Below are 24564 nucleotides of genomic sequence, written 5' to 3'. Positions count from 1 at the left end.
CGCGCATTTCCGCGGCACCTCCGGCGGAACGGCAAAATCCGCACTTGACATAAGAAAGTCTGCCTGTCCTCGGCATCAGGATGAGGGCCCTTTTTCCGGCCGTCGCCGCCGTCCCCACCTGAGCTTTCCGGCCGCCCGGAAGGTTTTCCGCGAGGTATTCCGGTCGAGCCGTGGTCCGCCGTCCGAAACATAAGGTCTCTCGCACCCGGGCGGGTTGGCCCGAAGCCGCCCTTCGAGAGAAGAGAGACACACGTGCACCGCATTCGTCCTTTCCGTTCCCTGATGGCGGCCGGGCTCTCCCTGGCCGGCGTGCTCTCCCTCACCGGCCTGGCCGGTACGGCCGCCGCCGCCGACGACGACGACATGGCCGGCGCCAAGTACGTGGCGGGAACCGCCTTCACGCTGCCGGGCGCCCGCGCGTTCCCCGAGGGCATCGCCGTGGACAGCAAGACGGGTGACTTCTACGTCGGCTCGTACGCCACGGGCGCCATCTACCGCACCCCGGCCGGCCAGAAGGCCGCCGAGGTCTTCCTTCCGGACGGCGCCGACGGCCGTACGACGGCGGCCGGGCTCAAGGTCGACGCCGCCGGCCGGCTGTGGGTCACCGACCCCAAAGGCGTGATGGTCTACGACATCGCCACCCGCAAGCGGGTCGCGCACTTCACCGTGTCCGCCCCCGAGGCGTCGCTGCTCAACGACCTGGACATCGCCCCGGACGGGACGGCGTACGTGACCGACTCGTACCTGGCGGTGGTGTATCGCGTCACCCCGGCACAGCTCCAGACGGCGATAGCGGCCGGGGGCACCGGGGGAACGCTGACCACCGCGTACAACCTCACCGGCGTCATACCGCCGCAGCCGGCGAGGACCGTCACGCTCAACGGCATCGAGGCCGACGCGGCGGGCGGCTACCTGATCACGGTCGACTCGGCCGGCGGCGGGCTGTACCGGATCGACCTGAGATCGGGGGCGATGCAGAAGGTGACGGGCACCGTCAGCCTCAAGTACGGCGACGGGCTGCACCTGGAGTCGGGCCGGGTGTGGCTCGCGCACTACGGCAACGACACCCTGAGCCGGCTGCGGCTGAACGCCGACGCCACGTCGTTCACCGTGGAGCGCCAGGTCGTCGACGCCACCCTGGAGATGCCCACGACGCTGGTGCGCCGCAACAGCCACCTGTACGTGGTGCGTTCGCAGTTCGGCAAGATGGCCGGCGGTACGGCCGAGCTCCCGTTCACCATCGCCGACGTGACCGGGTTCTGACGCGCGGCGGCGGGGGAACCGGGTTCCGCCCCGGTTCCCCCGCCGCCCGTCCGGCGGCCGGCCTCAGCCGGCCGTCGCCACCGGCACGGTGCCGCTCACGCCGTCCTCACCGGCCACGGCGGGGCCGGGTGCCGGGACCCGCGGCACCTTCAGGAAGCGGGTGGCCCACACCACCGGCAGGGCGACGACCGCCGCGACCAGCGCGACGACCGGCACCTCGCCCGTGCCGAAGGCGGCCAGGGCCCAGCCGCCGACCGCCGCGCCGGCGGCGACCCCCACGTTGGCGGCCGAGGCACCGAGCGTGGCCGCCAGGTCGGCGCCCTCGCCGGCGAGCGAGATGACGCGCAGCTGGAAGGACGGGGTGACGCCGAAACCGACGATGCCCCAGCCGGCCAGGGCCAGCGCCACCAGCCAGGCGTTGGAGCCGAACGCCCACAGCGCCGCCATGGCCACGATCACCACCAGGTTGCCCACCAGGAGGGTGGCGGAGGCGTTGATGTCGGCGAACCGGCCGCCCGCGAACGTACCGATGGCACTGAAGACACCGAAGATCAGCAGGAAGGCGCCCACCGCGCCGCCGGAGATGCCGGTGACGTCCTCCAGGAACGGGGTGAGGTAGGTGAAGGCGATGAACTGGGACCCCATCAGCAGGACCGTGGCCGCCAGCATCGCCAGCACCCGGGGGTGGAAGGCGTGCCGGGCCTGCGCCCCGAGGCTCTCGCCGCCGCGGTGCTCGACCCGCGGCACGCACACCAGCGTGGCGACCAGCGCCAGCGCGCCGAGCACGACGACGCTGCCGAAGGTGGCCTGCCAGCCGAGGCCCTGGCCGATCAGGGTGCCCAGCGGCACGCCGATCACGGTGGAGACGGAGATGCCGCCGAAGACCAGACCGACGGCCTGGCCCCGGTGCTCGGGCGCCACCAGACCGGTCGCCACGGTGGACGCGGCGCCGAGGTACAGGCCGTGGATGGCGCCGCACAGCACCCGGGCGGCCAGCAGCAGCCCGAAGGCGGCGGAGAAGACGGCGACCAGGTTGCCGGCGATGAAGACGGCGAGGGCGGCCCACAGCAGGGTGTGCCGGGGCAGCCGGATGGTCGCCGCGCTCACGACCGGCCCGCCCAGGGAGACGCCGAGCGCGTAGGCGGTGACCAGCAGGCCCGCCGTGCTGACGGAGATGTCCAGGTCGTCGGAGATCAAACTGAGCACGCCGACGATGACGAGCTCGGCGGTCCCGATGACGAACGCGCCGAGACCCAGCGCGGCCAGCGCCAGTTTGTTACGGGTCGGGCCGGGCCCGGTGTGGGTTGCGGTGCTCATGCGGGAGCCCTTCTTCTTCAGCTGTGCTTCGACTCTGCTCGGGCCGGTCAGGCGTACTGGAGGTTCAGCTTCTCGATGCGTCCGTCGCGGACGTCGAACTCGTAGTTGGCCTCGAAGCCGCCGGTGCCGCCGGGGGCGAAGCGGACGAGGAGGGTGGTGCCGTTGCTCTTGGGGGTGTTCTTCAGGACGGTGAGCCTGCCGCCGATCACCTCGTTGTCCGCCCACCGGCGGATCTCGTCGTGTCCGTCGAACCGGCGTCCGACGTCGGTGAGTTCGGCGTCCGGGTGGAAGGCGGCGACGAGCGCGTCGAGGTCCTCGGCGGCCACGGCGTCGACGTATGCCTGGGCGGCGGGGTCGACGGCGTCGCTGTCGTCGCCGGCCGGGGCGGACTCCCGTACCCGCGAGACGGTGTCGCTGGGCGCGGGGGAGGCGGCGGCCCGGTCCTGCGCGCCGCCGGTGGCGGTGGTGGCGCTCGGGGTGCCCGCGCCGTCGCCGTCGCCGGAGCAGGCGGTCGCGCCCAGGAGCAGGGCGGCGGTGAGGGCGACCGGAGGTATCACACGCTTTCTCATGACATTTCTCCCTGTGGGGGTCGGTGGTCAGGCGTAGCTCATGGACACGCGGTGGATGAGCCCGTCCACGACCGTGAACTCGTAGCGGGCCCGGAACCCGGCGAGCAGGCCCGCGGGGTCGAACCGCAGCAGCACGGTCGTGCCGTTCTCGCCGGGCGTGTGACCGAGCACGGTGACCTTGCCGCCGATCACCTCGTCCGCCGCCCAGGCACGGATGGCGTCCCGCCCCTGGAACCGGCGCCCGGTGTCGGTGACCGTGCCGTCCTCGTGGAACGCGGCGGCCAGGGCGTCCGCGTCCGCGTCGTCGACCGCGTCCACGTAGGCGCGGACGGCGGGGTCGAGGGAGGACAGGGCCTTCGGCTCGTGCGCCTGGGGTGTGGCCCGCAGCGCCTCGCTCGCCGCGGCCTGGACGTAGTCGCTGCTGAAGGCGGCGCCGATGCCGAAGATCAGGACGGCGGCGGTCACGATGCCCGCCGTGCGGCGCCCTCGGCCGCGGGAGGAGAGCTTCATCGTTCTTCCCTTCGTGTGTGGGGGGCCGTTCACCACGGGATCCGCCGGCGTGCGCGGAAGAATCCGCCGGTGGGACCCTCGTCCGGGAGCAGCGCCAGCCAGGTGACCGTGTCCGCCCCCTTCTCCACGCTCGTCGGAGCCCAGGAGCCGCCCATGTCGGTGCGGACCCAGCCGGGGCAGACGGCGTTGACCTTGACCGAGGGCGGGACGGCGGCGGAGACGACGAGCGTGAGCGCGTTGAGCGCGGCCTTGGCGATGCCGTACGCGGCCGGGGAAGGGACGTTGTCGGTCATCGCGCCGAGGCCGGAGGACACGTTCACGACCCGGCCGCGGCCGCGCCGGACCATGTCCGGGACGAAGGCCCGGCAGGTGTGGAACGCGCCCATCAGGTTGACGTCGAGCGACTGGCGCATCGTCTCCTCGTCGAGCGAGAAGAACGACTCGGTGGGGTAGACGCCCGCGTTGTTGACGAGGGCGTCGACCTCCACGCCGTCGTGCGCCAGCCGGTCGGCGCACGCCCGCACGCTCTCGCCGTCGGTGACATCGAGCTGCTCGAACCGTACGGCCAGGCCCTGCCGGGCGAGCCGGTCGGCCGCCGCCCGGCCGCGCGCGGGGTCGCGCGCGGCCAGGACGACGTCGAGGCCGGCCCGGCCCAGCTGACGGCAGGTCTCCAGGCCGATACCCCGGTTGCCGCCGGTGACCAGCGCGGTGCGGATTGTGTGCGGCGCGTGGGACATGACGACGACGCTAACGGCGCCCGGTACGGCGGGGTCAAAGCTTCCGGCGCGACAACATGAGGTCGGCCGGGAGCGGCCGCCGGGCGGCTCGGCGGGTACCCGTGAAGGCGTGGTTCCGGTGCGGCGGGTGGCGCGAGGGGGCACCGGGCGGCGGCCGGTACCGGTGGCGCGCGGCGGGTCAGGAGTGGAGCAGCCCCTGGTAGACGGCGTGCACCCGGCGGGCCGCCTCCCGCCAGCTGAACCGTTCCTCCGCCCGGGCGCGCCCGGCCGCGCCCATCGCGGCCGCGCGGGCCGGGTCGGCGAGCAGCAGGTTGACGGCCGCCGCCAGGTCGGAGGCGAACCGCTTCTCGTCGAGCGGTGTGCCGGTGCCGTCCCGCTCCTGCTCGATCGGGACGAGCAGCCCGGTCTCCCCGTGGGCGACGACCTCCGGGATGCCGCCGGTGGCGGTGGCGACGACCGCCGTGCCGCACGCCATGGCCTCCAGGTTGACGATGCCCATCGGCTCGTACAGCGAGGGGCAGACGAACACCGTCGCGTGCGTGAGGAACTGGCGCAGCGACTCCGGGTCGAGCATGCCGTCGACACGGACCACCCCGCCCCGCACCCGGCCCAGCTCGTCGACGAGCGCGGCCGTCTCCGCCGCGATCTCGGGGGTGTCCGGCTGCCCGCAGCACAGCACCAGCTGCGCGGCCGGGTCCAGCTCGAAGGCGGCGCGCAGCAGTTGCGGCAGCCCCTTCTGGCGGGTCACCCGGCCCACGAAGAGCACGATGGGCCGGGCCGGGTCGACGCCGTACCGCTCCAGGGCCGCCACCCGGTGGTCGGGGCGCTGGACGGCGGTGTCGATGCCGTTGTGCACCACGTGGACGCGCTCGGGGTCGACGTCCGGGTAGACGCGCAGGATGTCGTCGCGCATCCCCCGCGACACGGCGACGACGGCGTCCGCGGCCTCGATCGCGGTCCGCTCCACCAGCGAGGACAGGGCGTACCCGCCGCCCAGCTGCTCGGCCTTCCAGGGCCGCAGCGGCTCCAGGCTGTGCATGGTCATCACATGCGGTACGCCGTACAGGACCTGGGCCAGGTGCCCGGCGGCGTTGGCGTACCAGGTGTGGCTGTGCACCACGTCGGCGCCCTCGCAGCGGGCGGCCATCTCCACGTTCACCGCGAGGGTGCGCAGGGCCGGGTTGGCGCCCGCGACCGCCTCGGGTTCCCGGTACGCGGTCACGCCGGGCGCGGTGCGGGGCTCCCCGAAGCAGTGCACCCGCAGGTCGACCAGCGCGCGCAGCTCCTGGGCGAGTTCGCCGGCGTGGACCCCGGCGCCGCCGTAGATCTCGGGCGGGTACTCCCGGGTGAGCAGGTCGGCGCGTATGGCGGGAGGGGTGCGGGGTGCTGCGGAATTCATGCGTACTTCCTGACGTCGAGGGCCTGAAAGACGGTGCTTCCGCGCCCTGTTCGGGGGCGCGGCGACTGCGGAGGGCCCACGGCGGCGGTACGGCGGGGCGGTCGTTCCCCCGCCGCGGTCCCCCTGCTTCGGACGGTAGCCAATCCGGCCGCCCCCACGGCGCCCCGGAACCCGGTGGGCGGGGCGGCCCCGGCGGGTGGCCGGCGGCGGAGGGGGGAGCGGGGGGGCGGCGGCGGGGGACTCGGGGTCAGGAGGCGCGTTTGCGGGGCGGGGTCTTCTTGGGGGCGGCCTTCTTCGCGGTGGTCTTCTTCTCCGCCGCCTTGCCGCCCGCAGCGGACTTGGAGGTGGACTTGCGGGCCGGCGCCGCCTTCTTCGCGGCCGTCTTGGCCGTGGACTTCTTCGTACCGCTCTCCTTGGGCGCGCTGCGGGCGGCGGCGGTCTTCTTGCGGCCCGACAGCTCGTGCACCTGTGCCTCGGGTTCGCCCTCGCCGCGGGCCTCCCGGGCCGCCCGGACGCTGCTCTCCAGCGCCGCCATCAGGTCGATGACCTGGCCGCCTGGCCGTTCCTCCCTGGGCGCCGCGACCTCGGTGCCCTCCGCCTTCGCGGCGATCATCTCCTCCACCGCCGTCCGGTAGTCGTCGTGCAGCGACTCGATGTCGACCTCGCCGAGGGTGTCCATCAGTGCGTCCGCCAGGTCCAGTTCGGCCTCGCGGACCGTCACGGAGGTGTCCGGGGCGACGCCCTCGGGGCGGCGGATCTCGTCCGGCCACAGCAGCCCGTGCATGGCGATGACGTCGTCGACGACCCGCAGCATCCCCAGCCGCTCGCGCCCGCGCAGCGCGAACTTCGCGATCGCGACCCGCTCGCTGCGCTTGAGCGCCTCCCGCAGCAGCGTGTAGGGCTTCGCGGCCGGCACACCGTTGGCCGACAGGTAGTACGCCGTGTCGATCTGCAACGGGTCGATCTGCGCCGCCGGGACGAACGCGACGATCTCGATCGTCTTCGCGGTCGGCAGCGGCAGGGAGGCCAGGTCCTCGTCGGTGATCGGGATCATGGTCCCGTCGGCCTCCTCGTACGCCTTGCCGATCTCGTCCGACGACACCTCCTCGCCGTCCAGCTCGCACACCTTGCGGTAGCGGATCCGGCCGCCGTCCTCCGTGTGGATCTGCCGGAAGGAGATCGACCGGTTCTCGGTCGCGTTCACCAGCTTGATGGGGATGCTGACCAGACCGAATGAGATGGCGCCATTCCAGATGGATCGCACGTTTCATCCCTTTCGTCCTGATTCGTGGGATTCTCATCGTATGACGCCGATCACGGAGGTGGAGGGGCGGCGCCTGGCGCTCAGCAACCTGGAGAAGGTCATCCATCCCGCCACCGGGACCACCAAGGGCGAGATCCTGCACTACTACGCGACCGTCGCGCCCTGCCTCCTCCCCCACCTGCTGGACCGCCCCCTGTCGTTCCTCCGCTACCCCGACGGGCCCGACGGCCAGCTGTTCTTCACCAAGAACCCGCCGCCCGGCACACCCTCCTGGGTGAAAACGGTCTCCGTCCCCCGGTCGGAGGACGCCACCGCCCGCCAAGTGCTCGTCCAGGACCTGCCGTCCCTGATGTGGGCGGCGAACCTGGTCGTGGAGCTCCACACTCCCCAGTGGCTGGCCGGCGCCCCCGCCCTCGCCGACCGGCTGGTCCTCGACCTGGACCCCGGGCCGCCCGCGACCGTCGTCGAGTGCTGCGAGGTCGCGCTCTGGCTGCGGGAGCGCCTCGCGGCGGACGGGCTGGAGGCGTACGCCAAGACGTCCGGCGCCAAGGGCCTGCACCTGTACGTGCCGCTGGAACCGGCCCCCTCCGAGCGGGTCCAGGCGTACGCGAAGCGGCTCGCCGTCGAGGCCGAGGCGGAGCTCCCCGCGCTGGTCGTGCACCGGATGACCAAGGCGCTGCGGCCGGGCAAGGTGTTCGTGGACCACAGCCAGAACAACGCCGCCAAGACCACCGCCGCCCCCTACACCCTGCGCGCCCGCCGCGAACCGGCCGCCTCCGCGCCGGTGACCTGGGAGGAGGTCGAGTCCTGCGGCGACCCGGCGCGGCTCACGTTCCTCATGGCGGACATGGCCCCCCGCCTCCGGGACCACGGCGACCTGCTGGCGCCCCTGCTGGACCCGGACCTGGCCGGGCGGCTGCCGTGACACCGGGACCGGCCCTGCGACCGCCGCTGAGGGTCGCCCTCGCGCGGACGGTGGGCACACTGCCGCGCGAGCCGGGACTCGCGTACGAGCCCAAGTTCGACGGCCACCGGATGGTGGTCTTCCGGGACGGCGACGGGGTCGTCCTCCAGGCCCGCTCGGGACGGATCGTCACCGCCGCGTTCCCCGACCTGGCCGCCGCCGCCCGGGAACTGCCGGACGGCACGGTGCTGGACGGCGAGGTCGTCGTCTGGCGCGAGGGGCGCATCGACTTCGCCGCCGTGCAGGGCCGGGCCGCCGCCACCCCCGGCCGGGCGCCGGGGCTCGCCGCGCGGCTGCCCGCCTCGTACGCCGCCTTCGACGTCCTCGCGGCCGGCGGCACCGACCTGCGCCCACGGCGGTACGCGGTGCGCCGCGAACGGCTGGTGGAGCTGCTCGCGGACCTGGGCCCGCCCATCCAGCCCGTCCCGATGACCACCGACCCGGAGCTCGCCGCGACCTGGTACGAGACGCTGCCGGAGATCGGTGTGGAGGGGCTGGTCGTCAAGCGCCTGGACCAGCCCTACAAGGCGGGCACGCGCGCGTGGCGCAAGCTCCGGCACACCGACACCCGGGACGCGGTCGTGGTGGGCTTCACCGGCAGCAGGCAGCGGCCCTCCTCCCTGGTGCTGGTCCTGCCCGACGACGACACCCCGGTGGTCTCCAGCCCCCTGACACCCGCCCTGCGCGCCCGCGCGGGGGTCGCCCTCGCCGCGCTGACGCCCGGCGCGCCGGGCACCGCGACGGCCGTCGGCCTCGGCGAGGTGCCCTACCGGTCCGTACCGCCGGACCTGACGGCCGAGGTCGCCACCGGCACCACCCGGCACACCGTGACGACCGTGCTGCGGCTGAAGGACGAGCCGCGCGGCCCCTAGGCCGTGCCCTCGCGGCCGGGCGCCCGCCCCCGAGGTCCGCCGGACGTCCGCCGCGCGGGAGTCCCTACGCCGCCAGCCACGTCCGGCGGTCGCGGGCCGCCGCGTACAAGGAGTCCACCTCCGCCGGTTTCAGTACCCCGCCCAGACGCCCGAGGGACGGGATCTCGCCGTCCCTCAGCACGGTCACGCCGTCGGGGCCGCGCGGCACCTCCAGCCGCCCCGGACCGGCGACCGCGAGGACCGGCCGCACGCCGGTGGCCAGCACGTGCGCGGCCCGGTCGGCGGCCTGGCGCAGCCGGCGCAGGTGCGGCTGCGGCTCCGCGCGGCCGACGGCGACCACCGGGTCGGCGATCCGCACCCGCCGGCCGCGCGCCGCGACCGTACGCACCACGAACACCCCGGCCGGGCCGATCGCCAGGTGGTCGATCCGAGCGGCGCCCGGCAGGGGCACACAGTGCAGGACCCGCCAGCCCGCCCCCTCCAGCCCGTCGAGCGCGTCGCCCACCCGCTGCTGGGCCGCCAGCTCCGCCGGCCGCGGGTCGGGGCGCGCGAAGCGGTGCCGGACGAGCCCGTCGAGCACGCCGCGCAGGACCTCGCCGGGGCGGTTGGGGGCCAGGTCGTCGTCCGGGTGCAGGGCCAGACGGGCCAGCTCGGAGGCGGTGGGGACGGGCGGCGGGCCGACGGTGACCCTGCCGGTGACATAGGGCGCGAGCGCGTCCAGCACCTCGTCCTCGTACCCCTCGGACAGCAGGCTGATCCGGTTACCGGCCGGGTCGTACCAGGCGACGCTCCGGCCGTCCGGCAGGCTGACCCACAGCCGGTCGCGGCCTCCCCGGCGGGCCGGTGTGACGCGCAGCGCGCTCATGCCCCATCACCCCCACGCCCATGGGAACAGCCCGACCTCGCGGGAGCAAGACGAGGAGCCTCACGGGGGCGGACGACGACGGCTCGCGAGAGGACCGGAACGGGCCTTACGAGGGCGGGAGGCGGGCAGGAGCGGGGTGGGCGACCGTGCCGGAGCGTGTCCGATTGCCGGGGCACCACCCTCGGCGGTGTGGTGCACTATTGCCCCCAAGTGCAGTGTTTCGCGGGGAGGGACGGCATGTTCACGGGGATCGACGAGGTCGACTGGGCCTCGCTGGGTCATGCCCACGGTCCGGCCGGCGACGTGCCCGGCCTGCTGCGCGGGCTCGCCTCTCCCGATCCGGTGGAGCGCGAGGTCGCGCTCGACGGCATGTACGGGACGGTGCACCACCAGGGCGACGTGTACGACTCGACGCTGGCCTGCATCCCCTTCCTGCTGGAGCTGGTGGCCCGGCCGGAGGTCCGGGACCGCGGGTGCGTCGTCGAGCTGCTGACCAGCATCGGCGGCATCGACCTGGGCGGCGACGACGAGCTGGACGAACTCGACCCGGAGGACGAGGAGTTCGAGGACGCCGCGAACTACGCGATGGCGGCCGCCGCCGTCGCCGCCGGCGCCGACGTGTTCCTCGCGCTCGTCGGGGACGCGGACCGGGAGGTGCGCCTCGCGGCCCCGGGCGCGCTCGCCTCGCTGCACCGGGACCCCGCGCGGGTACTGGTCCTGCTGCGCGAACGGCTGACCACCGAGACGGACACCGAGGTGCGGCTCGCGCTGGTGGAGGCCGTGGGTCGGATCGCCCTGCGGTACGAGTCGCTGCGGGACGAGATCGCCGACTGGCTCGGCTGGCTCACCGACGCCGCCCAGGACCCCGCCCTGCGCCTCGCCGCCCTCGCGCAACTGGCCCGGTGCGCCCCGGCCCGGCTCCCCCGGGACGTCGTGGTGACGGTGACGGACCTGCTGGACCAGCTGCGCGAGGCACCGGGGCGGCGCGGCGGGCGGGCGGCGCCCCTGGGCGGCCTGGAGGATCTGGCCGCCGTCGCGGGCCGCCCCGACCTCACCGACCTGGCCGTCCTCGCGGAGCTGACCGAGCTGCCGGACGCGCCGCCCGACCTGCCGGACGCTGCCGAACCACGGCCCGGCTCGCCCATCCTGGTGGGCCGGCTGCGGGAGCTGCGCGAGGAGCAGCGGGCCGGGCGGGGCTCGGCCTGGGCCGACGACCTGCTGCGGACCCTGCACAGCGCCCTGGACGACCGGGTGGCGGACCGGATCGCGCTCGTCACCGCCCAGCTGCGCAGCCCCGACCGGGACCAGCGGGCGGACGCGGTGTGGATGTGCGGCGGCCTGGTGCGTACCTGGCGGGGGGCGTACGACGAGGTGGTGCGGCTCGTCGGGGCGCAGCTGGACGACCCCGAGCCCCGGCTGCGCGAGGCGGCCACCGGCTGGCTGGAGGGCCTGTTCGAGGTGGCCCGCCCGGCGGCGGACGCCCTGGCGGCCCGGGTGGCGGCCGACCCGGTCCCCTGGGCGCCGGAGCGGACGGGCTGCCGGACCGGGACGGGCGGCGCGCTGCTCGCGCTCACCCGTACCGGTGACGCGCGGGCGGTGCCGGCGCTCGCCCGCGCCCTGGAGCAGCCGGGCCTGGACGGCCGGCTCGGCTACGCGATCACCCATCTGGGCGAGGCCGCCGCGCCGCTGGTGCCCGCGCTGCGGCGCCGGCTCGGTGCGCTGCCGCTGGACGAGCGTCTCGGCGAGGAGGCCGGCCCGCTGCTGGTGGCGCTGGCGCGTCCGGGCGCCTCGGAGGCGCTGCCCGAGGTGCTGCGGGTGCTGCGCGGCGCGCCGGCGTTCCGCCGCGAGTGGGTGATGGAGGCGTCCCTGCGGGCGCTGGCCGCATTCGGGCCGTTGGCGGCCGGGGCGGCGGGTGACCTCCGGGCGCTGCTGGACGACCGCTCGGTCGCGGTAGCGACGTCGGCGGCGCGCGCGCTGTGGGCGGTGGAGGGCGACGCCGGTGCCGTGCTGCCACGGCTGCGCGGCCTGCTGCTGGCGCCGGACGCGGCGGACCGCCGGGGGGCGGCCTGGGCGGTGGGCGCGATGGGGCGGGCGGCCGGGACGGCGGTGCCGGAGCTGCGGGCCTGCCTGGCGGCGCCGGGGGTGTGGCTGCGGGTGGACGCGGCCGTGGCGCTGTGCCGGGTGACCGGTGAGGTGCGGGAGGCGGGGCCGGTGCTGGTGGGAACCTGGAAGGAGAACCGGCACACGCGCGTGGAGATCGCCGGGTGCCTCGCGGAGCTGGGGTACGTCCCTGCGGAGGCGGCCCCGCTGCTGCGGGCGGAGCTGGCCCGCGCGCGCCGGCACAACGTGTCGGAGGGCACCTCGGGCGCCCACGACGTGCACCACGACGAGAAGCTGCTGGCGCTGTGCCGGCGGGCGCTGGGCCACCGCTGAGAGGAGAGCACCGAATGATCATCTTCGGGATGAAGGGGTACCTCCGGCAGTTGGCGGTGCTGACGCTGGTGTGCGGCCGGTGCGGCAACTCCGCCGCGCACGTGCTGCGGAAGAAGACCACCAAGTTCACGCTGTTCTTCGTGCCGCTGTTCCCGGTGTCCACGTCGTACATGACGCAGTGCGCGTTCTGCGGCGCGGAGCAGCGGGTCACCCGGGACCAGGCCGACCGGATGCTGTCGGGCGGCACGCGCGCGCGGTGACGCGGCGCGCGACGGGGGTGACGGGCGCGTGCGGTGACGCGGCGCGTGACGGGGGTGACGGGCGCGTGCGCGCGGCGCGGGCGACGGGCGGCCGGCGGTGGGGGTGGCGGGCGGGCGGCGGGCTGGGTGTGTGGCCGGCGGTGCGTGGGGGCGGACGGGTCTGGTCGACAAAAGGGACTTCCGTCCGAATAAGGTTGACGCGACGACCACCCGCCGCCCCGCGGCGCCGGCGCCGCACAGACAGGAGCACCGTGAGCCCGCACCGCCCGGCCGTGTACGCGGCACTGCTGCCCGGCGCGGCCGTGACCGCGCTGCTGCTGGCGGGGTGCGGCAACGCGGGTGAGCTCCGGAGCGCGGGCCCCACGCCCACGGCCGTCGGGCCCGTCCGGCTGTGGCCCGACATGCCGCCGGTCACGGCCCCGCCGTACGACTACGGCGAGAGCGACACCGCGCGGGTGCCCGGCGTCGTGGCCCCCGGCGACGACGCCCACCGCGTCGACCCGGTCGCGGTCGTACAGGCCGAGGTGGCGGCGAACCCCGACGAGTACACCGGTCCCGACGGCATGTACCAGGAGACGGCCGCGCGGATCCGCGCGTGCGGCAGCCGGCCGAGGCAGTGCCCGGTGATGACCCCGTACTACCGGGACCTCACCGGGGACGGCAAGGACGAGCTGGTCGTCGGCATCCGCATGCCCGACCAGCAGACCGGCCTGCGCGTCTACATGCCCGAGAAGGGCGGCCTGACGCGGATCATGTCGACCGTCGACCAGGTGGTGGGCGTGCAGCTCGCCGGACGCGACCTGGTCGTACGGGTGGTGTCCGCGGGCATCCCCGGCTACGAGTACCGCACCGCCTGGTCGTGGGACGCCCAGCAGCGGTCGCTGCTGCCGACGCGGGACGAGATCGTGCGCGTGAAGCCGGTGCCGCCGGGGCAGGGCTCCCCCTCCCCCTCGGGCGGTGCGTGATGCGGCGCCCCCGGCCGCCGGCCTGGATGGCGACCCTGACCTGGAAGGCCGGGGTCTTTATCACGGTGATGTGCTGTGCGCTGGCCGCACTGCTGGGCGCGCTGGTGCACGTGTCGGTGACCCGGCAGACGGTGGACACGGCGCGCGAGAAGGCGCTGGGCCGCCTGGAGGAGGTGACGCGCGCGTACGAGGCGGGCGAGCCGCTGCCGCCGTACGCGGGCGTCGACCCCGCTGGCATGCCGGCCGCGCTGCGGGCCATGGCGGTCCGGGGCCAGCGCGGCACGGTGGTCGCCGACGACCCGGCGGGGCGGCCCGCCATGTGGGCGGCGGGCCCCGCCGACGGCCGGGCGCTGGCGGTGCGCGTGGACTACTCGTTGAGCGCGGGCACGATCAGCGGCCTGGACAAGGCGATCGTGGGCTCCTCCGTCCTGGCCATCGGGGCGACGCTGCTGGTCGGCTCGTTCGCGGTGACCCGGGTGACCCGGCGGCTGCACCTGACGGCGCAGGTGGCACGGCGGATCAGCGCGGGCGACCTGGACGCGCGGGTCAACGACCCGCGCACCCGGGACCCGGCCCACCCGGAGGACGAGGTCGCGACGGTGTCGGGCGCCCTGGACACGATGGCGTCCAGCCTCCAGGGCAAACTGCTGAGCGAGCAGCGCTTCACCGCGGACGTGGCGCACGAGCTGCGCACGCCGCTGACCGGGCTGTCGGCGGCGGCCGAGCTGCTGCCGCCGGGACGGCCCGCCGAGCTGGTCCGGGACCGGGTGAAGGCGATGCGGGCGCTCACCGAGGACCTCCTGGAGATCTCGCGCCTGGACACGCGTACCGAGAAGGTGGACCTCGATGTGCACGAGCTCGGCCCGCTGGCGCGTCGGGTGGTGCGGGCGTCGGGCACCGACACGGAGGTGCGGATCCCGCGGGACGCCCGGGTCGAGACCGACAAACGGCGCCTGGAGCGGGTGCTGGGGAACCTGGTGGCCAACGCCCACAAGCACGGCCGGGCGCCGGTCACGCTGACGGTGGACGGCCCGGTGCTGACGGTCCGCGACCACGGGCCGGGGTATCCGGAGTACCTCCTGGAGCACGGTCCGCAGCGGTTCCGCACGGAGAGCGGCAGCAAGGGCCACGGCCTGGGCCTGACCATCGCGGCGGGCCAGGCGTCGGTCATCGGCGCGGAGCTGCGCTTCGGCAACGCCCCCGACGGCGGCGCGGAGGCCCGCCTGACGCTGGCCGAGTACACCGGGGGCGCGGAGTGCACGGAGTACGCCGAGCGCCGGGACGCCGCCCCGGGCCCCGGCGGCCCCGCCCCCACCTGACGCCCCGCCCCCGTCGTGGCCGGTCGCCCCGCCGGAGCTCGTTGGGGGCAGTCGTCCCGCTCGGGCGGGACGGGTGGGCACGACGGGACCGGGGCGGCGCCCCGTCCACGGTGCCCGGCGGCGCGGTGGCCGCACCGGCGGGGCATGCCCGTGGGTGGGAGGGGCGGGGCCTCCGGGCCCGGCCTCCCCGGGGCCGGCGGCCTCACGCCCTGGCCGGGGAGCCCTCACGGCGCGCCCGGTGGTGCGTCGGATACGGGGCGGTGGGAGGGCCCGCCCCGGGGGTACGTCGGCGGACCGTGTCAGGTCTGACATAAGGGACATACGCCCCACCGCTTGCTACGTTGCCGTGCATGACCGCAACGAGGGCCGACGCCCCGCCGCCCGGGGTGCGTCTGCACAAGCGCCGGGGGGTGGAGCTGTCGCTCCTCATCGGGGGCGTCCTCATCTCCGTGCTCGGGTACGTCGACGTCGGCCTGGCGCGCAACGGCGCCGTCCCGCCGGACGCCGCCGCGTACGGCGCCGGGCTCGGGTTCCTCGCGCTGCTCGCGCACCTGGCGGTCCGCCTCCGCGCCCCGTACGCCGATCCGCTCCTGCTGCCCATCGCGGTCCTGCTCAACGGCCTCGGTCTGGTGCTCATCTACCGGCTCGACCTGGAGACCCCCGCCGACCACGCCGCGCCCACCCAGCTGGTGTGGTCCACCCTCGGCGTCGCGCTCTTCATCGCGGTGGTCGTCCTGCTGCGCGACCACCGGACCTTGCAGGGCTACGCGTACGTGTCGGTCGCCGCCGCCCTGCTGTTGCTGCTGGTGCCGATCTTCTTCCCGGCCGTCAACGGCGCGAAGATCTGGATCCGGCTCGGCGGCTTCTCGTTCCAGCCCGGCGAGTTCGCCAAGATCCTGCTGGCCGTCTTCTTCGCCGCGTACCTCGCCGCCAACCGGCACGCCCTCGCGTACACCGGCCGCCGCGTCTGGGGCGTGCAGCTGCCCACCGGGCGGGTCCTCGGGCCGATCGTCGCGATCTGGCTGGTGAGCGTGGGGGTCCTGGTGCTGGAGCGGGACCTCGGCACCTCGCTGCTGTTCTTCGGGCTGTTCGTGATCCTGCTGTACGTGGCCACCGGCCGTACCGGCTGGGTGGCCGTCGGGCTGCTGCTGGCGGCGGCCGGGGCGTTCGTGGTGGGCGGCCTCGAACCGCACGTCCACGGCCGGGTCGAGGACTGGCTCCACCCGTTCGCCTCCATCGAGGCCGGCCGGGGCCCCGGCCAGCTCGCCCAGTCGCTGTTCGCCTTCGCCGCCGGCGGGGTGCTCGGCACGGGCCTGGGGCTCGGCGACTCCGTCCTGATCGGTTTCGCCGCCAAGTCGGACTTCATCCTGGCGACCGCCGGCGAGGAGCTGGGCCTGGCCGGGCTGACGGCCGTCTTCCTGCTCTACGCCCTGCTCGTGGCCCGCGGTTTCCGTACCGGCCTCGCGCTGCGCGACCCGTTCGGCAGGCTCCTGGCGACGGGCCTCTCCTCCATCCCGGCGCTCCAGGTGTTCGTCATCGCCGGCGGGGTCATGGGCCTGATCCCACTGACCGGCATGGCCATGCCGTTCCTCGCGCAGGGCGGCTCCTCGGTCGTCACCAACTGGATCATCGTGGCGCTCCTGATCCGCGTCAGCGACTCCGCCCGCGTCCCCGAACCCGTGGGCGTCGAACCCGGCGCCATCCTGCCCGTCACCACGGAGGTCCGGTGATCCCCTGCATCCGGCACGCCGCCCTCCTGTGTCTGCTCCTGCTGGCCGCCCTGCTGGTGAACGCCGCCCGCGTCCAGGTCTTCGAGGCCGCGTCGCTGGACAAGAACCCGGCCAACCGGCGTCCCGTCATGGCGCGGTACGCCGAACCGCGCGGCGACATCGTCGTCGACGGCACGCCGGTCACCGGCTCCAAGGACACCGGTGAGCAGCTGCGCCACGAGCGCACGTACACCGACGGACCGCTGTACGCCCCGGTGACCGGGCACGCCTCGCAGACGTACGGGACCACGCTGCTGGAGCACGCCGAGGACGCGGTCCTGTCCGGTACGAGCCCCACGCTCGCGCTCCTGCCCTTCTGGCACGACCTCAGCCGGACCCGGCCGCCGGGCGGGAACGTCGTCACCACGATCCGCGAGTCGCTCCAGCGCGTCGCGTACGAGGGACTCGGCGGCCGGCGCGGCGCGGTCGCCGCCCTCGAACCGTCCAGCGGTCGCATCCTGGCGCTGGTGAGCAGCCCGTCGTACGACCCCGGCCTGCTGTCCGGGACCGGCCGCGCGGTGGCCGCGGCGTGGGACCGGCTCAACGCGGCGCCCGACCAGCCGATGCTCAACCGGGCCCTGCGGCAGACCTATCCGCCCGGCTCCACGTTCAAGATCGTGACCGCGGCCGCCGCGATGGACGCCGGGATCGTCACGGACGTCGACGCCCCGACCGGCGCCCCCGAGCCGTACCTCCTGCCGGGCACCCGGACCGTGCTGCCCAACGAGGCGAAGGGGTGCGGCAACGCCTCGCTGGCGTACGCCATCCGCTGGTCGTGCAACACCGTGATGGCCCACCTCGGGGTGCGGGTGGGGGCCGCCGGGATGCTCGACGCGGTGACGCGATTCGGCTTCAACGACGACTCGCTGCGGGTGCCTTCGGTCGTGGCCCGCTCCAACTTCGACAACGGCATGACCACGGACCGGCTCGCGCTCTCGGCCATCGGCCAGTACGACACCAGGGCCACCCCGCTCCAGATGGCGATGGTCGCCGCGGCGGTCGCCAACGGCGGCGAGATCGCCCAGCCGCACCTGGTGGACCGGACGACGACCTCCGACGGCGACACCGTGGCGCAGCACGTCCGCCGCACCTACCGGCAGGCCATGCTGCCGCCGACCGCGCTGCGGCTCCAGCAGCTGATGGTGGACGTCGTCGACGGCGGCTCGGGCAGCAAGGCGGCCATCGCGGGCGCGCGGGTCGGCGGCAAGACCGGCACGGCGCAGCACGGCGTGGGCAACGCCGGTACGCCGTACGCCTGGTTCATCGGCTGGGCGCAGGCGGAGGGCACGGGCCGTCCGGCGGTGGCTGTGGCGGTGGTCGTGGAGGACGCCTCGGCCAACCGGGAGGACATCAGCGGCGGCGGCAGCGCGGCCCCGATCGCCCGTTCGGTGATGGAGGAGGCGCTGCGGGAGGAGGAGCGGCGCGGCGCCGGGGGCCCCGGGGCGGGCGGTTGGTGAGGCGACCGGGGCGGTCAGCCGATCGGCGTGCGCATCTCGGCGCGGACCTTCAGCGTCACTTCGGCCGCCGCGGCGAGGTCGATGTCACCGGGCTCGCGCGCCAGGGTCGCCCCGTCGACGACGCCCACCCCGACGGCGGTGTTGCCGTCGGCCCAGGCGCACATCGGGAAGGTCACCTTGTTGCCGGCCTCGGTGTTGCTGAGCACCTCGCACTCGACCTTCACCTCGGCGCCGGCGGGCGTGACGTCCTTCGCCGGTATCTCGATCTTCGCGTTCTGCGCGGTGCCGGCCCCGCGCAGCAGGCTGCCGCGCTCGGTGTCGGGGCGCTTGATCTGCCCGTAGTAGCCGGAGACGACCAGGGCCTTGACGGCACCGTCCTGCTCGGCGGTGTACTGCGCCACGGCCGCCCCGTCCGTACGGGCGAACGGGCTGTACGACTCGTCCAGCAGCTTCTTGCCCTCGGTGCCGGACATGTCCTGGGCGAGCGTGTACTGGCCGTCCACCAGCTTCCGCGGGACGGTGAGCTTGTGCGTGGCGGCCGGGAAGGGCGTGTCGCCGCCGGCCGCGTCGAAGACCATCTTGACCCCGTAGCCGAGGCAGCCGAACAGGACGAGCGCCCCGGCGACCAGGCCGACGACCAGCCCGGTGCGCTTCTTCCGCGGTGGCTGCGGCATGCCGTACGGACCGGGCACCGGACCGCCGTAGGGGCCCGGGTACTGCTGCGGCACGCCCGGCTGCGGGCCGGGGTACGGCCCCGCCTGCGGGCCGGGGTACGGCCCCGGCTGCGCGCCGTACGGGCCGGGCTGCGCACCGTAGGGACCGGGCTGCGGGCCGGGGTACGCGCCGTGGGGACCGGGCGGCTGCTGGGGCGGAGGCGGCATGGTCATGACCGCCAATCTACGTCACGGGATGCGGCGCCCGATCATGCTCCGCCCTCCGCGATGGCCTCCGTCACCTCCGCGACCCGCTCGGCCTCCTCCGCGGCGAACCGCTCGCGGTCGAGCTGCTCGGCGATCTCCTCGTCCTGGGTCATCAGCAGGTCCAGGTTCGAGTCGCCCAGCTCGAAGACGCCCATGTCCACGTATGCCTTCTGGAGCCGCTCGCCCCACAGGCCGATGTCCTTGACGCACGGCACGATCCGGCTGAAGAGCAGCTTGCGGAACAGGTGGAGGAACTCGGACTGCTCCGAGAACTCCTCCGCCTCCTTCTTCGAGACGCCGAAGTTCTCCAGCACCTCGACGCCGCGCAGCCGGTCGCGCATGAGGTAGCAGCCCTCGATGACGAAGTCCTCGCGCTCGCGCAGTTCGGCGTCGGTGAGCTGCTGGTAGTAGTCGCGCAGCGCCATGCGGCCGAAGGCGACGTGCCGGGCCTCGTCCTGCATGACGTACGCGAGTATCTGCTTCGGCAGCGGCTTGTCGGTGGTGTCCCGGATCATGCCGAACGCGGCGAGCGCGAGGCCCTCGATCAGGACCTGCATGCCGAGGTAGGGCATGTCCCAGCGGGAGTCGCGGAGCGTGTCGCCCAGCAGGCCCTGGAGGTTGTCGTTGATCGGGTACAGCATCCCGATCTTCTCGTGGAGGAAGCGGCCGTAGATCTCGGCGTGCCGGGCCTCGTCCATGGTCTGGGTCGCGGAGTAGAACTTGGCGTCCATGTCGGGGACGGACTCGACGATCCGGGCGGCGCAGATCATCGCTCCCTGCTCGCCGTGCAGGAACTGGCTGAACTGCCACGAGGCGTAGTGCCGGCGCAGCTCGGCCTTGTCCTTGTTGGTCATCTTGGCCCAGTGGCGCGTCCCGTACAGCGTCAGCGCCTCGTCCGGGGTGCCGAGGGGGTCGTGGGGGTCGACCTCCAGGTCCCAGTCGATGCGCCGGGCGCCGTCCCACTGCTTGTCCTTGCCCTTCTGGTACAGGGCGAGCAGCCGGTCGCGGCCGTCGTCGTACTCCCAGCTGAAACGCGCCGAACCGGTGGCCGGTACCTGCCAGACCTGGTCTCCCGGGTCCCTGGTGTAGAGATCGTGCGTCGACACGGACGGCTCCTTCGCCTGTGCGCGGACGGGTGGTTGGCAGGCTCACACGTTGGTAGACGCCGGGTCAACAAGTCGGGCACAGGGGATTGACGGCCTTGCTGACAAGCAGTCTTATAAGGGATGACCACCGGTAACGCCAACTGCGCGAGGTGCCCGCCCATGACCACCGTGTCCGAACGCGACATCCGTCTGCTCCGCGACGCGCTCGGTCCGCTCCGGGACCGTGAACAGGTCGCGGAGCGGCTGCTCGAGTCGTCCGCGAAGCACTCCTTCGACCCCGACAAGGAGCTGGACTGGGACGCTCCCGCCGAGGACGGCAAGTGGTTCTGGCCGCCCGAGCTGGTCTCCCTCTACGACACCCCGCTGTGGCGGAGGATGTCCGAGGAGCAGCGGATGGACCTGGCGCGGCACGAGGCCGCCTCGCTCGCCTCGCTCGGCATCTGGTTCGAGATCATCCTCATGCAGCTGCTGGTCCGCCACATCTACGACAAGTCGGTGACCAGCAACCACGTCCGGTACGCCCTCACCGAGATAGCGGACGAGTGCCGCCACTCCATGATGTTCGCCAGGATGATCCAGAAGGGCGGGGCACCCGCGTACCCCGTGCCGCGCAGGTACCACAACATGGCGCGCGTCCTGAAGACCGTGTCCACCACGCCCGGTTCGTTCGCGGCGACGCTGCTGGGCGAGGAGATCCTCGACTGGATGCAGCGCCTGACCTTCCCCGACGAGCGCGTCCAGACCCTGGTGCGCGGCGTGACCCGCATCCACGTGGTGGAGGAGGCCCGGCACGTCCGGTACGCCCGCGAGGAGTTGCGCCGGCAGATGGTCACCGCCCCGCGCTGGGAGCAGGAGCTCACACGCGTCAGCTGCGGCGAGGCCGCCCGGGTCTTCTCCGTCTGCTTCGTCAACCCCCGGGTGTACGAGAACGTCGGCCTGGACCGGCGCGAGGCGGTCGCCCAGGTGAGGGCCAGCGGCCACCGCCGTGAGGTCATGCAGTCGGGCGCCCGGCGGCTGACGGAGTTCCTCGACGACATCGGGGTGCTGCGCGGCCCGGGCCGCAGGCTCTGGCGGAGTTCCGGCCTCCTCGCCTGAGGCCGGCGCCACGGGGGGCGGGGCGGAGTTACGCTGCGGGCATGACCAGTGCCGCCACGCCCGCTCCCGCGTACCGACGGCTCAGCGTCGAGGAGCGCCGTACGCAGCTCCTCCGCGTCGCCCTCTCGCTCTTCGCGCACCGGGCGCCGGAGGAGGTGTCGCTCGACGACGTCGCCGAGGCGGCCGGGGTCTCGCGCCCGCTGGTGTACCGGTACTTCGCGGGCGGCAAGCAGGAGTTGTACGAGGCCGCGCTGCGCTCGGCCGCCCACGAACTGGAGCGGTGCTTCGCCGAGCCGCACGTGGGGCCGCCCACCGAGCGGCTGGCCCGCGTCCTGGACCGGTACCTGGCCTTCGTCGACGAGCACGACACCGGGTTCAGCGCCCTGCTGCGGGGCGGCAGCGTCGCCGAGACGTCCCGGGCGACCGCGATCGTCGACGAGGTGCGGCGCGCGGCGGCCGAGCAGATCCTGCTGCACCTGGGCGTGCCGGACCCGGGGCCGCGGCTGCGGATGATGGTGCGGACGTGGATAGCGGCGGTCGAGGCGGCGTCACTCATCTGGCTGGACGAGGACAAGCAGCCGCCCGCCGCCGATCTGCGGGTCTGGCTGGTCGACCACCTGGTCGCGCTGCTGACGGCGACCGCCGCGACCGACGCCCGGACGGCGGGAGCGGTGGCGTCGCTGCTGGCGCAGGAGCGGCCCGAGGGGCCGGTGGGCATCCTGGCGCGCGGCGTGCTCCCGGTGGTCGGCGACGCCGCGCATCTGCTGTGACCCGGGTGTGAGACTGGGGGCGTGCGAAGCGAGAACACGCCGTTCCACGGCGGCCCCCTGGACGGCCGGGTCCTGCCGGTGCTGACCGGCCCCACCGGCCACCCGCCCAAGTGGTACACGGTCCCCGTCCCGGCGGAGGACGGCGGCCCGCCGGCCGTCCACGCCTACCGCCGCGTCCCGGCCGGCTACACCAAGCGGCTCGGGCTCCAGCGCGGCTGGAAGTACGAGTACGCCCCCGAGGGCCGTGAGCGGCGCGAGGTGAAGTGGCCCTGGTCACAGAAGTCGTAGGATCACGGGCATTCGCGCCGCCAGAGGGGGAACCGCCGCATGGGACCGTCGTCGCCGCTCCAGCCGATCGGACCGCTGCGGGACGGTGACCCCCGCCGCTGCGGGCCGTACACCCTGCTGGCCCGCGTACGGGAGTCGGCGAGCGCGGTGCGGTACCTCGCCCGGGACGGCGCGGGCGCCCCGGTCGTGGTGACCGCGCCGCAGCCGTCGCTCGCGGAACTCCCCGCCTTCCGGCGGAGGTTCGCCGCCGAGGCCCGCACGGCCGAGCGGCTGGCCGGGGGCTGGGTGCCGGAGCCGCTGGCGACCGCCGTCGACGGCCCCTTCCCGTGGACCGCGACGCCCTACGTACCCGCCCTCACCCTCGGCGAGGCCGTCGCCCTGGCCGGGCCGTTGCCCGGGCGGACGGTACGGGTGCTGGGCGCGGGCCTCGCCGAGACGCTGGCGCGGGTGCACGCCACCGGTGCCGTCCTGCACGGCCTCGCTCCCGGCACCGTGCTGCTGGCGGCCGACGGACCCCGGCTGACCGCGTTCGGCGCCCTGGGCGCGGCGGAGTCGGCGGAGGCCCGCGCGGGCGGGCAGTTGTCGGTACGGCTCGGCTACCTCACCCCCGAGCAGGTGGCCGGCCACGAGCCGGGCCCGCCGTCGGACGTCTTCGTGCTCGGGCTGCTGCTGGCGTACGCCGCGACCGGGACCCCTCCGCTGGCGGACGCGGACGCCATCGCGGACGCCGAACCGGCCCTCGGTGACGTCCCGGAGGACCTGTGCCCGCTGATCGCGCGGTGCCTCGCCAAGGCCCCGGAGGACCGCCCCGGTGCCGGGGAGGCCGCCGCGGCCCTGGCGCTGGAGGGCGCGTCGGCGCTCGCCCGCGGCGGCTGGCTGCCGGACCGGCTGGTGGAGGCGCTCGACGGGCAGGCGGCGCGGGTGGCGGCCCTGCGGATGCCGGAGGAGGACGCCGAGGGGCGGACCGTGCGCGTGGGGCGGCAGGCCCGGCGGGACGCGGCGCCGGGCGGGCTCGTCGTGGCGCGGCCGGCCGGAGTGCCCGCCCCCGCGGCCCCGCCCGCGTCGGCGCCGGCGTCCGCGGCGCCGCCCGCTCCCGCGCTGCCGCCCGGCCCGCTGGGCGGTGGGCGGGGGCCGGACGCCGCGTCCCCGGGAGCGGCCGCCCCGGCGTCCGCGCCCACCGCGCCCTCCCGGCGCGGGCTGCTCACCGGGCTGGCCGCCGGCGTGACCGGAGCCGTCCTCGGCGGGGGCGGGGTCCTCGCGCTCACGTCCGGGGACGACGCGCCGCCGCGTACCGACGCCAAGCCCGCCGCCCGGCCACGCCCCGCCGTCCCCGGGGTACCGCCGCAGCCCCGCTGGGCGTACCAACACCCCGCGACCGCGCGCTCCGTGCTGCACGCCGCCGCCTGGCGCGACCGGATCCTGGTGCTCACCACCGACGCCCACGCCACGGCCGTCGACCTCGCCACCGGCCGGCGCCTCTGGCAGCGCGCCGAGGCCGCCTCGGCGCACCGGGCCGTGCCCCTCGCGGACGGCCGGCTGCTGGTCGCCGGCGGCGACGGGTTCCGGCTCCTCACGCCGGCGGACGGCTCGGCCGCGCGCCGAATGCCGTACCCGGACGGCGTGCGCCTGTCGTCGGTCGCCGGGAATTCCGGCACGGTCGTGTGGTTCACCGGCACGCTGGCCTCCCGTACGTACCTCTTCGCGTACGACACGGCACGGGCCCGGGAGCTGTGGCGGGTCCAGGTGCCCAACGGCCGGCCCCCGTTCACCCCCGTGCACGAGGTCCTGGCCCTCCGGCCGGACGCGCTGGTCTTCCGCCAGGACCCGCGGTCGCTGACGGCCGCTCAGGTCAAGGCCGCCAAGGGCCTCGCCGTCTTCTACGCGCACGACCGGGCGACCGGCGCGCGCCGGTGGTTCCGCCCGTTCGGCGCGGCCCGTCCGGGCGACGCGGTGTCGGGGGACGCGTCGGGGCGGCTGTACACGGCGGCCGAGGGCGGCCTGCACGCCTTCGACACGCGTACCCGCAGGCCGCTGTGGCGGCTGCGCGCCACCGCCGCCTTCGGGCGCGCCCAGGTCGCGGCTGGCGCGCTGTACGTCGCCGACCGCTCCCGGACCGTGTACGCCGTCGACCCGGCGACCGGCAGGGCGCGCTGGCGGCGCGGTACGGAGTCCGCCGCGGGCGGTGACGCCCCGGGCGTGACGGTCAGCGCCAGTGGCCGCACCGTCCTCGCGGCGGACGCCGCGCAGGTCACGGCGTTCGCGGCTGGTGACGGGCGGCGGCTGTGGCAGTTCCAGGACGCCGGGGTCCAGGAACCGGGCGCCGGGGACACGTCGGCGGCGTACGGCGTGCCGGCCGTGGGGGCGGCGGGGGCGGTGGTCCGCCGGGGCCGCACGTTCTACGGACTGCCGGTCGAGTAGCCAG

General features: G+C 74.9%; 22 protein-coding genes. 13 read left to right on the top strand and 9 right to left on the bottom strand.

Translation table 11 applies throughout. The features are described 5' to 3' along the window. Positions 1–282 precede the first annotated feature (282 nt). Positions 283–1263, top strand: a complete 981-nt coding sequence (locus tag IE109_RS24120; protein ID WP_189553202.1) for an SMP-30/gluconolactonase/LRE family protein — start codon at positions 283–285, stop codon at positions 1261–1263. A gap of 63 nt (positions 1264–1326) precedes the next feature. Here IE109_RS24120 and IE109_RS24115 read toward each other — a convergent pair whose 3' ends face one another. The 6 genes from IE109_RS24115 to ku all read right to left on the bottom strand — a co-directional run bounded on the left by IE109_RS24115 (position 1327) and on the right by ku (position 7059). Beyond that, a complete protein-coding gene (locus tag IE109_RS24115) occupies positions 1327–2580 on the bottom strand; it encodes an MFS transporter (RefSeq protein WP_189553200.1) in 1254 nt (417 codons plus the stop codon). 47 nt (positions 2581–2627) lie between these two features. Further along, positions 2628–3149 (bottom strand): nuclear transport factor 2 family protein, encoded by a 522-nt coding sequence (locus IE109_RS33745; protein ID WP_189553198.1) that lies wholly within the window; start codon positions 3147–3149, stop codon positions 2628–2630. A 27-nt stretch (positions 3150–3176) separates the two neighbouring features. Then, a complete protein-coding gene (locus IE109_RS24105; protein WP_189553196.1) occupies positions 3177–3659 on the bottom strand; it encodes a nuclear transport factor 2 family protein in 483 nt (160 codons plus the stop codon). 29 nt (positions 3660–3688) lie between these two features. Beyond that, positions 3689–4396 (bottom strand): SDR family oxidoreductase, encoded by a 708-nt coding sequence (locus tag IE109_RS24100; protein ID WP_189553194.1) that lies wholly within the window; start codon positions 4394–4396, stop codon positions 3689–3691. A gap of 178 nt (positions 4397–4574) precedes the next feature. After that, the gene (gene glgA / locus IE109_RS24095) at positions 4575–5795 is read right to left on the bottom strand and encodes a glycogen synthase (protein ID WP_189553193.1); all 1221 of its coding nucleotides are present in this window, start codon (positions 5793–5795) and stop codon (positions 4575–4577) included. A 247-nt stretch (positions 5796–6042) separates the two neighbouring features. Continuing rightward, on the bottom strand, positions 6043–7059 hold the full coding sequence (ku, locus tag IE109_RS24090; RefSeq protein ID WP_189553191.1) for a non-homologous end joining protein Ku: 1017 nt from the start codon (positions 7057–7059) through the stop codon (positions 6043–6045). A gap of 40 nt (positions 7060–7099) precedes the next feature. Between ku and ligD the strand changes: the two genes are divergently transcribed. Further along, on the top strand, positions 7100–7984 hold the full coding sequence (gene ligD / locus IE109_RS24085; RefSeq protein ID WP_189553189.1) for a non-homologous end-joining DNA ligase: 885 nt from the start codon (positions 7100–7102) through the stop codon (positions 7982–7984). Beyond that, on the top strand, positions 7981–8895 hold the full coding sequence (locus tag IE109_RS24080; protein ID WP_229891482.1) for an ATP-dependent DNA ligase: 915 nt from the start codon (positions 7981–7983) through the stop codon (positions 8893–8895). The genes ligD and IE109_RS24080 overlap by 4 nt, the downstream gene beginning before the upstream one ends. A 64-nt stretch (positions 8896–8959) precedes the next feature. Here IE109_RS24080 and IE109_RS24075 read toward each other — a convergent pair whose 3' ends face one another. Continuing rightward, positions 8960–9760, bottom strand: coding sequence for a nuclease-related domain-containing protein (locus IE109_RS24075; protein ID WP_189553187.1), 801 nt, complete (start codon positions 9758–9760; stop codon positions 8960–8962). A 237-nt stretch (positions 9761–9997) separates the two neighbouring features. Between IE109_RS24075 and IE109_RS24070 the strand changes: the two genes are divergently transcribed. From IE109_RS24070 to IE109_RS24045, 6 genes are all read left to right on the top strand, one after another. Further along, on the top strand, positions 9998–12193 hold the full coding sequence (locus IE109_RS24070) for a PBS lyase (RefSeq protein ID WP_189553185.1): 2196 nt from the start codon (positions 9998–10000) through the stop codon (positions 12191–12193). A gap of 14 nt (positions 12194–12207) precedes the next feature. Continuing rightward, positions 12208–12453: a zinc-ribbon domain-containing protein gene (locus tag IE109_RS24065; protein ID WP_189553183.1), complete on the top strand. Its 246-nt coding sequence runs from the start codon at positions 12208–12210 to the stop codon at positions 12451–12453. A 251-nt stretch (positions 12454–12704) separates the two neighbouring features. Then, positions 12705–13418 carry a hypothetical protein gene (locus IE109_RS24060; RefSeq protein ID WP_373297764.1) on the top strand — a complete coding sequence of 238 codons (714 nt, stop codon included), beginning with the start codon at positions 12705–12707 and terminating at the stop codon, positions 13416–13418. Beyond that, entirely contained in the window at positions 13418–14737 is a 1320-nt protein-coding gene (locus tag IE109_RS24055) for an ATP-binding protein (protein WP_189553181.1), read from the top strand. Before IE109_RS24060 ends, IE109_RS24055 begins: the two co-directional genes overlap by 1 nt. Before the next feature lie 350 nt (positions 14738–15087). Then, positions 15088–16467 carry an FtsW/RodA/SpoVE family cell cycle protein gene (locus tag IE109_RS24050; protein WP_189553179.1) on the top strand — a complete coding sequence of 460 codons (1380 nt, stop codon included), beginning with the start codon at positions 15088–15090 and terminating at the stop codon, positions 16465–16467. Beyond that, complete coding sequence (locus IE109_RS24045; protein ID WP_189553177.1) at positions 16464–17963, top strand: penicillin-binding transpeptidase domain-containing protein; 1500 nt, start codon at positions 16464–16466, stop codon at positions 17961–17963. The genes IE109_RS24050 and IE109_RS24045 overlap by 4 nt, the downstream gene beginning before the upstream one ends. 14 nt (positions 17964–17977) lie before the next feature. Here the strand turns inward: IE109_RS24045 and IE109_RS24040 are convergent, their stop codons facing one another. Beyond that, positions 17978–18850, bottom strand: coding sequence for a hypothetical protein (locus IE109_RS24040; RefSeq protein ID WP_189553176.1), 873 nt, complete (start codon positions 18848–18850; stop codon positions 17978–17980). A gap of 35 nt (positions 18851–18885) precedes the next feature. After that, entirely contained in the window at positions 18886–19989 is a 1104-nt protein-coding gene (locus IE109_RS24035; RefSeq protein WP_189553174.1) for a ferritin-like domain-containing protein, read from the bottom strand. Between the two features lie 159 nt (positions 19990–20148). On the opposite strand from IE109_RS24035, the gene IE109_RS24030 reads away from it, so the two are divergent. Genes IE109_RS24030 through IE109_RS24015 form a run of 4 tightly spaced genes read left to right on the top strand, consistent with a single transcriptional unit; the run spans position 20149 to position 24560 of the window. After that, the gene (locus tag IE109_RS24030) at positions 20149–21084 is read left to right on the top strand and encodes an AurF N-oxygenase family protein (protein WP_189553172.1); all 936 of its coding nucleotides are present in this window, start codon (positions 20149–20151) and stop codon (positions 21082–21084) included. 41 nt (positions 21085–21125) lie between these two features. Continuing rightward, entirely contained in the window at positions 21126–21854 is a 729-nt protein-coding gene (locus tag IE109_RS24025; protein ID WP_189553170.1) for a TetR/AcrR family transcriptional regulator, read from the top strand. 21 nt (positions 21855–21875) lie between these two features. Then, on the top strand, positions 21876–22142 hold the full coding sequence (locus tag IE109_RS24020) for a DUF8847 domain-containing protein (RefSeq protein ID WP_189553168.1): 267 nt from the start codon (positions 21876–21878) through the stop codon (positions 22140–22142). A gap of 39 nt (positions 22143–22181) precedes the next feature. After that, entirely contained in the window at positions 22182–24560 is a 2379-nt protein-coding gene (locus IE109_RS24015) for an outer membrane protein assembly factor BamB family protein (RefSeq protein WP_229891480.1), read from the top strand. Positions 24561–24564 lie beyond the last annotated feature (4 nt).

Source organism: Streptomyces lavendofoliae (assembly GCF_014649735.1).
Taxonomy (GTDB): Bacteria; Actinomycetota; Actinomycetes; order Streptomycetales; family Streptomycetaceae; genus Streptomyces; species Streptomyces lavendofoliae.
Note: the sequence above shows the minus strand (reverse complement) of the source record. Positions and strands in the feature narration are given on the sequence as shown.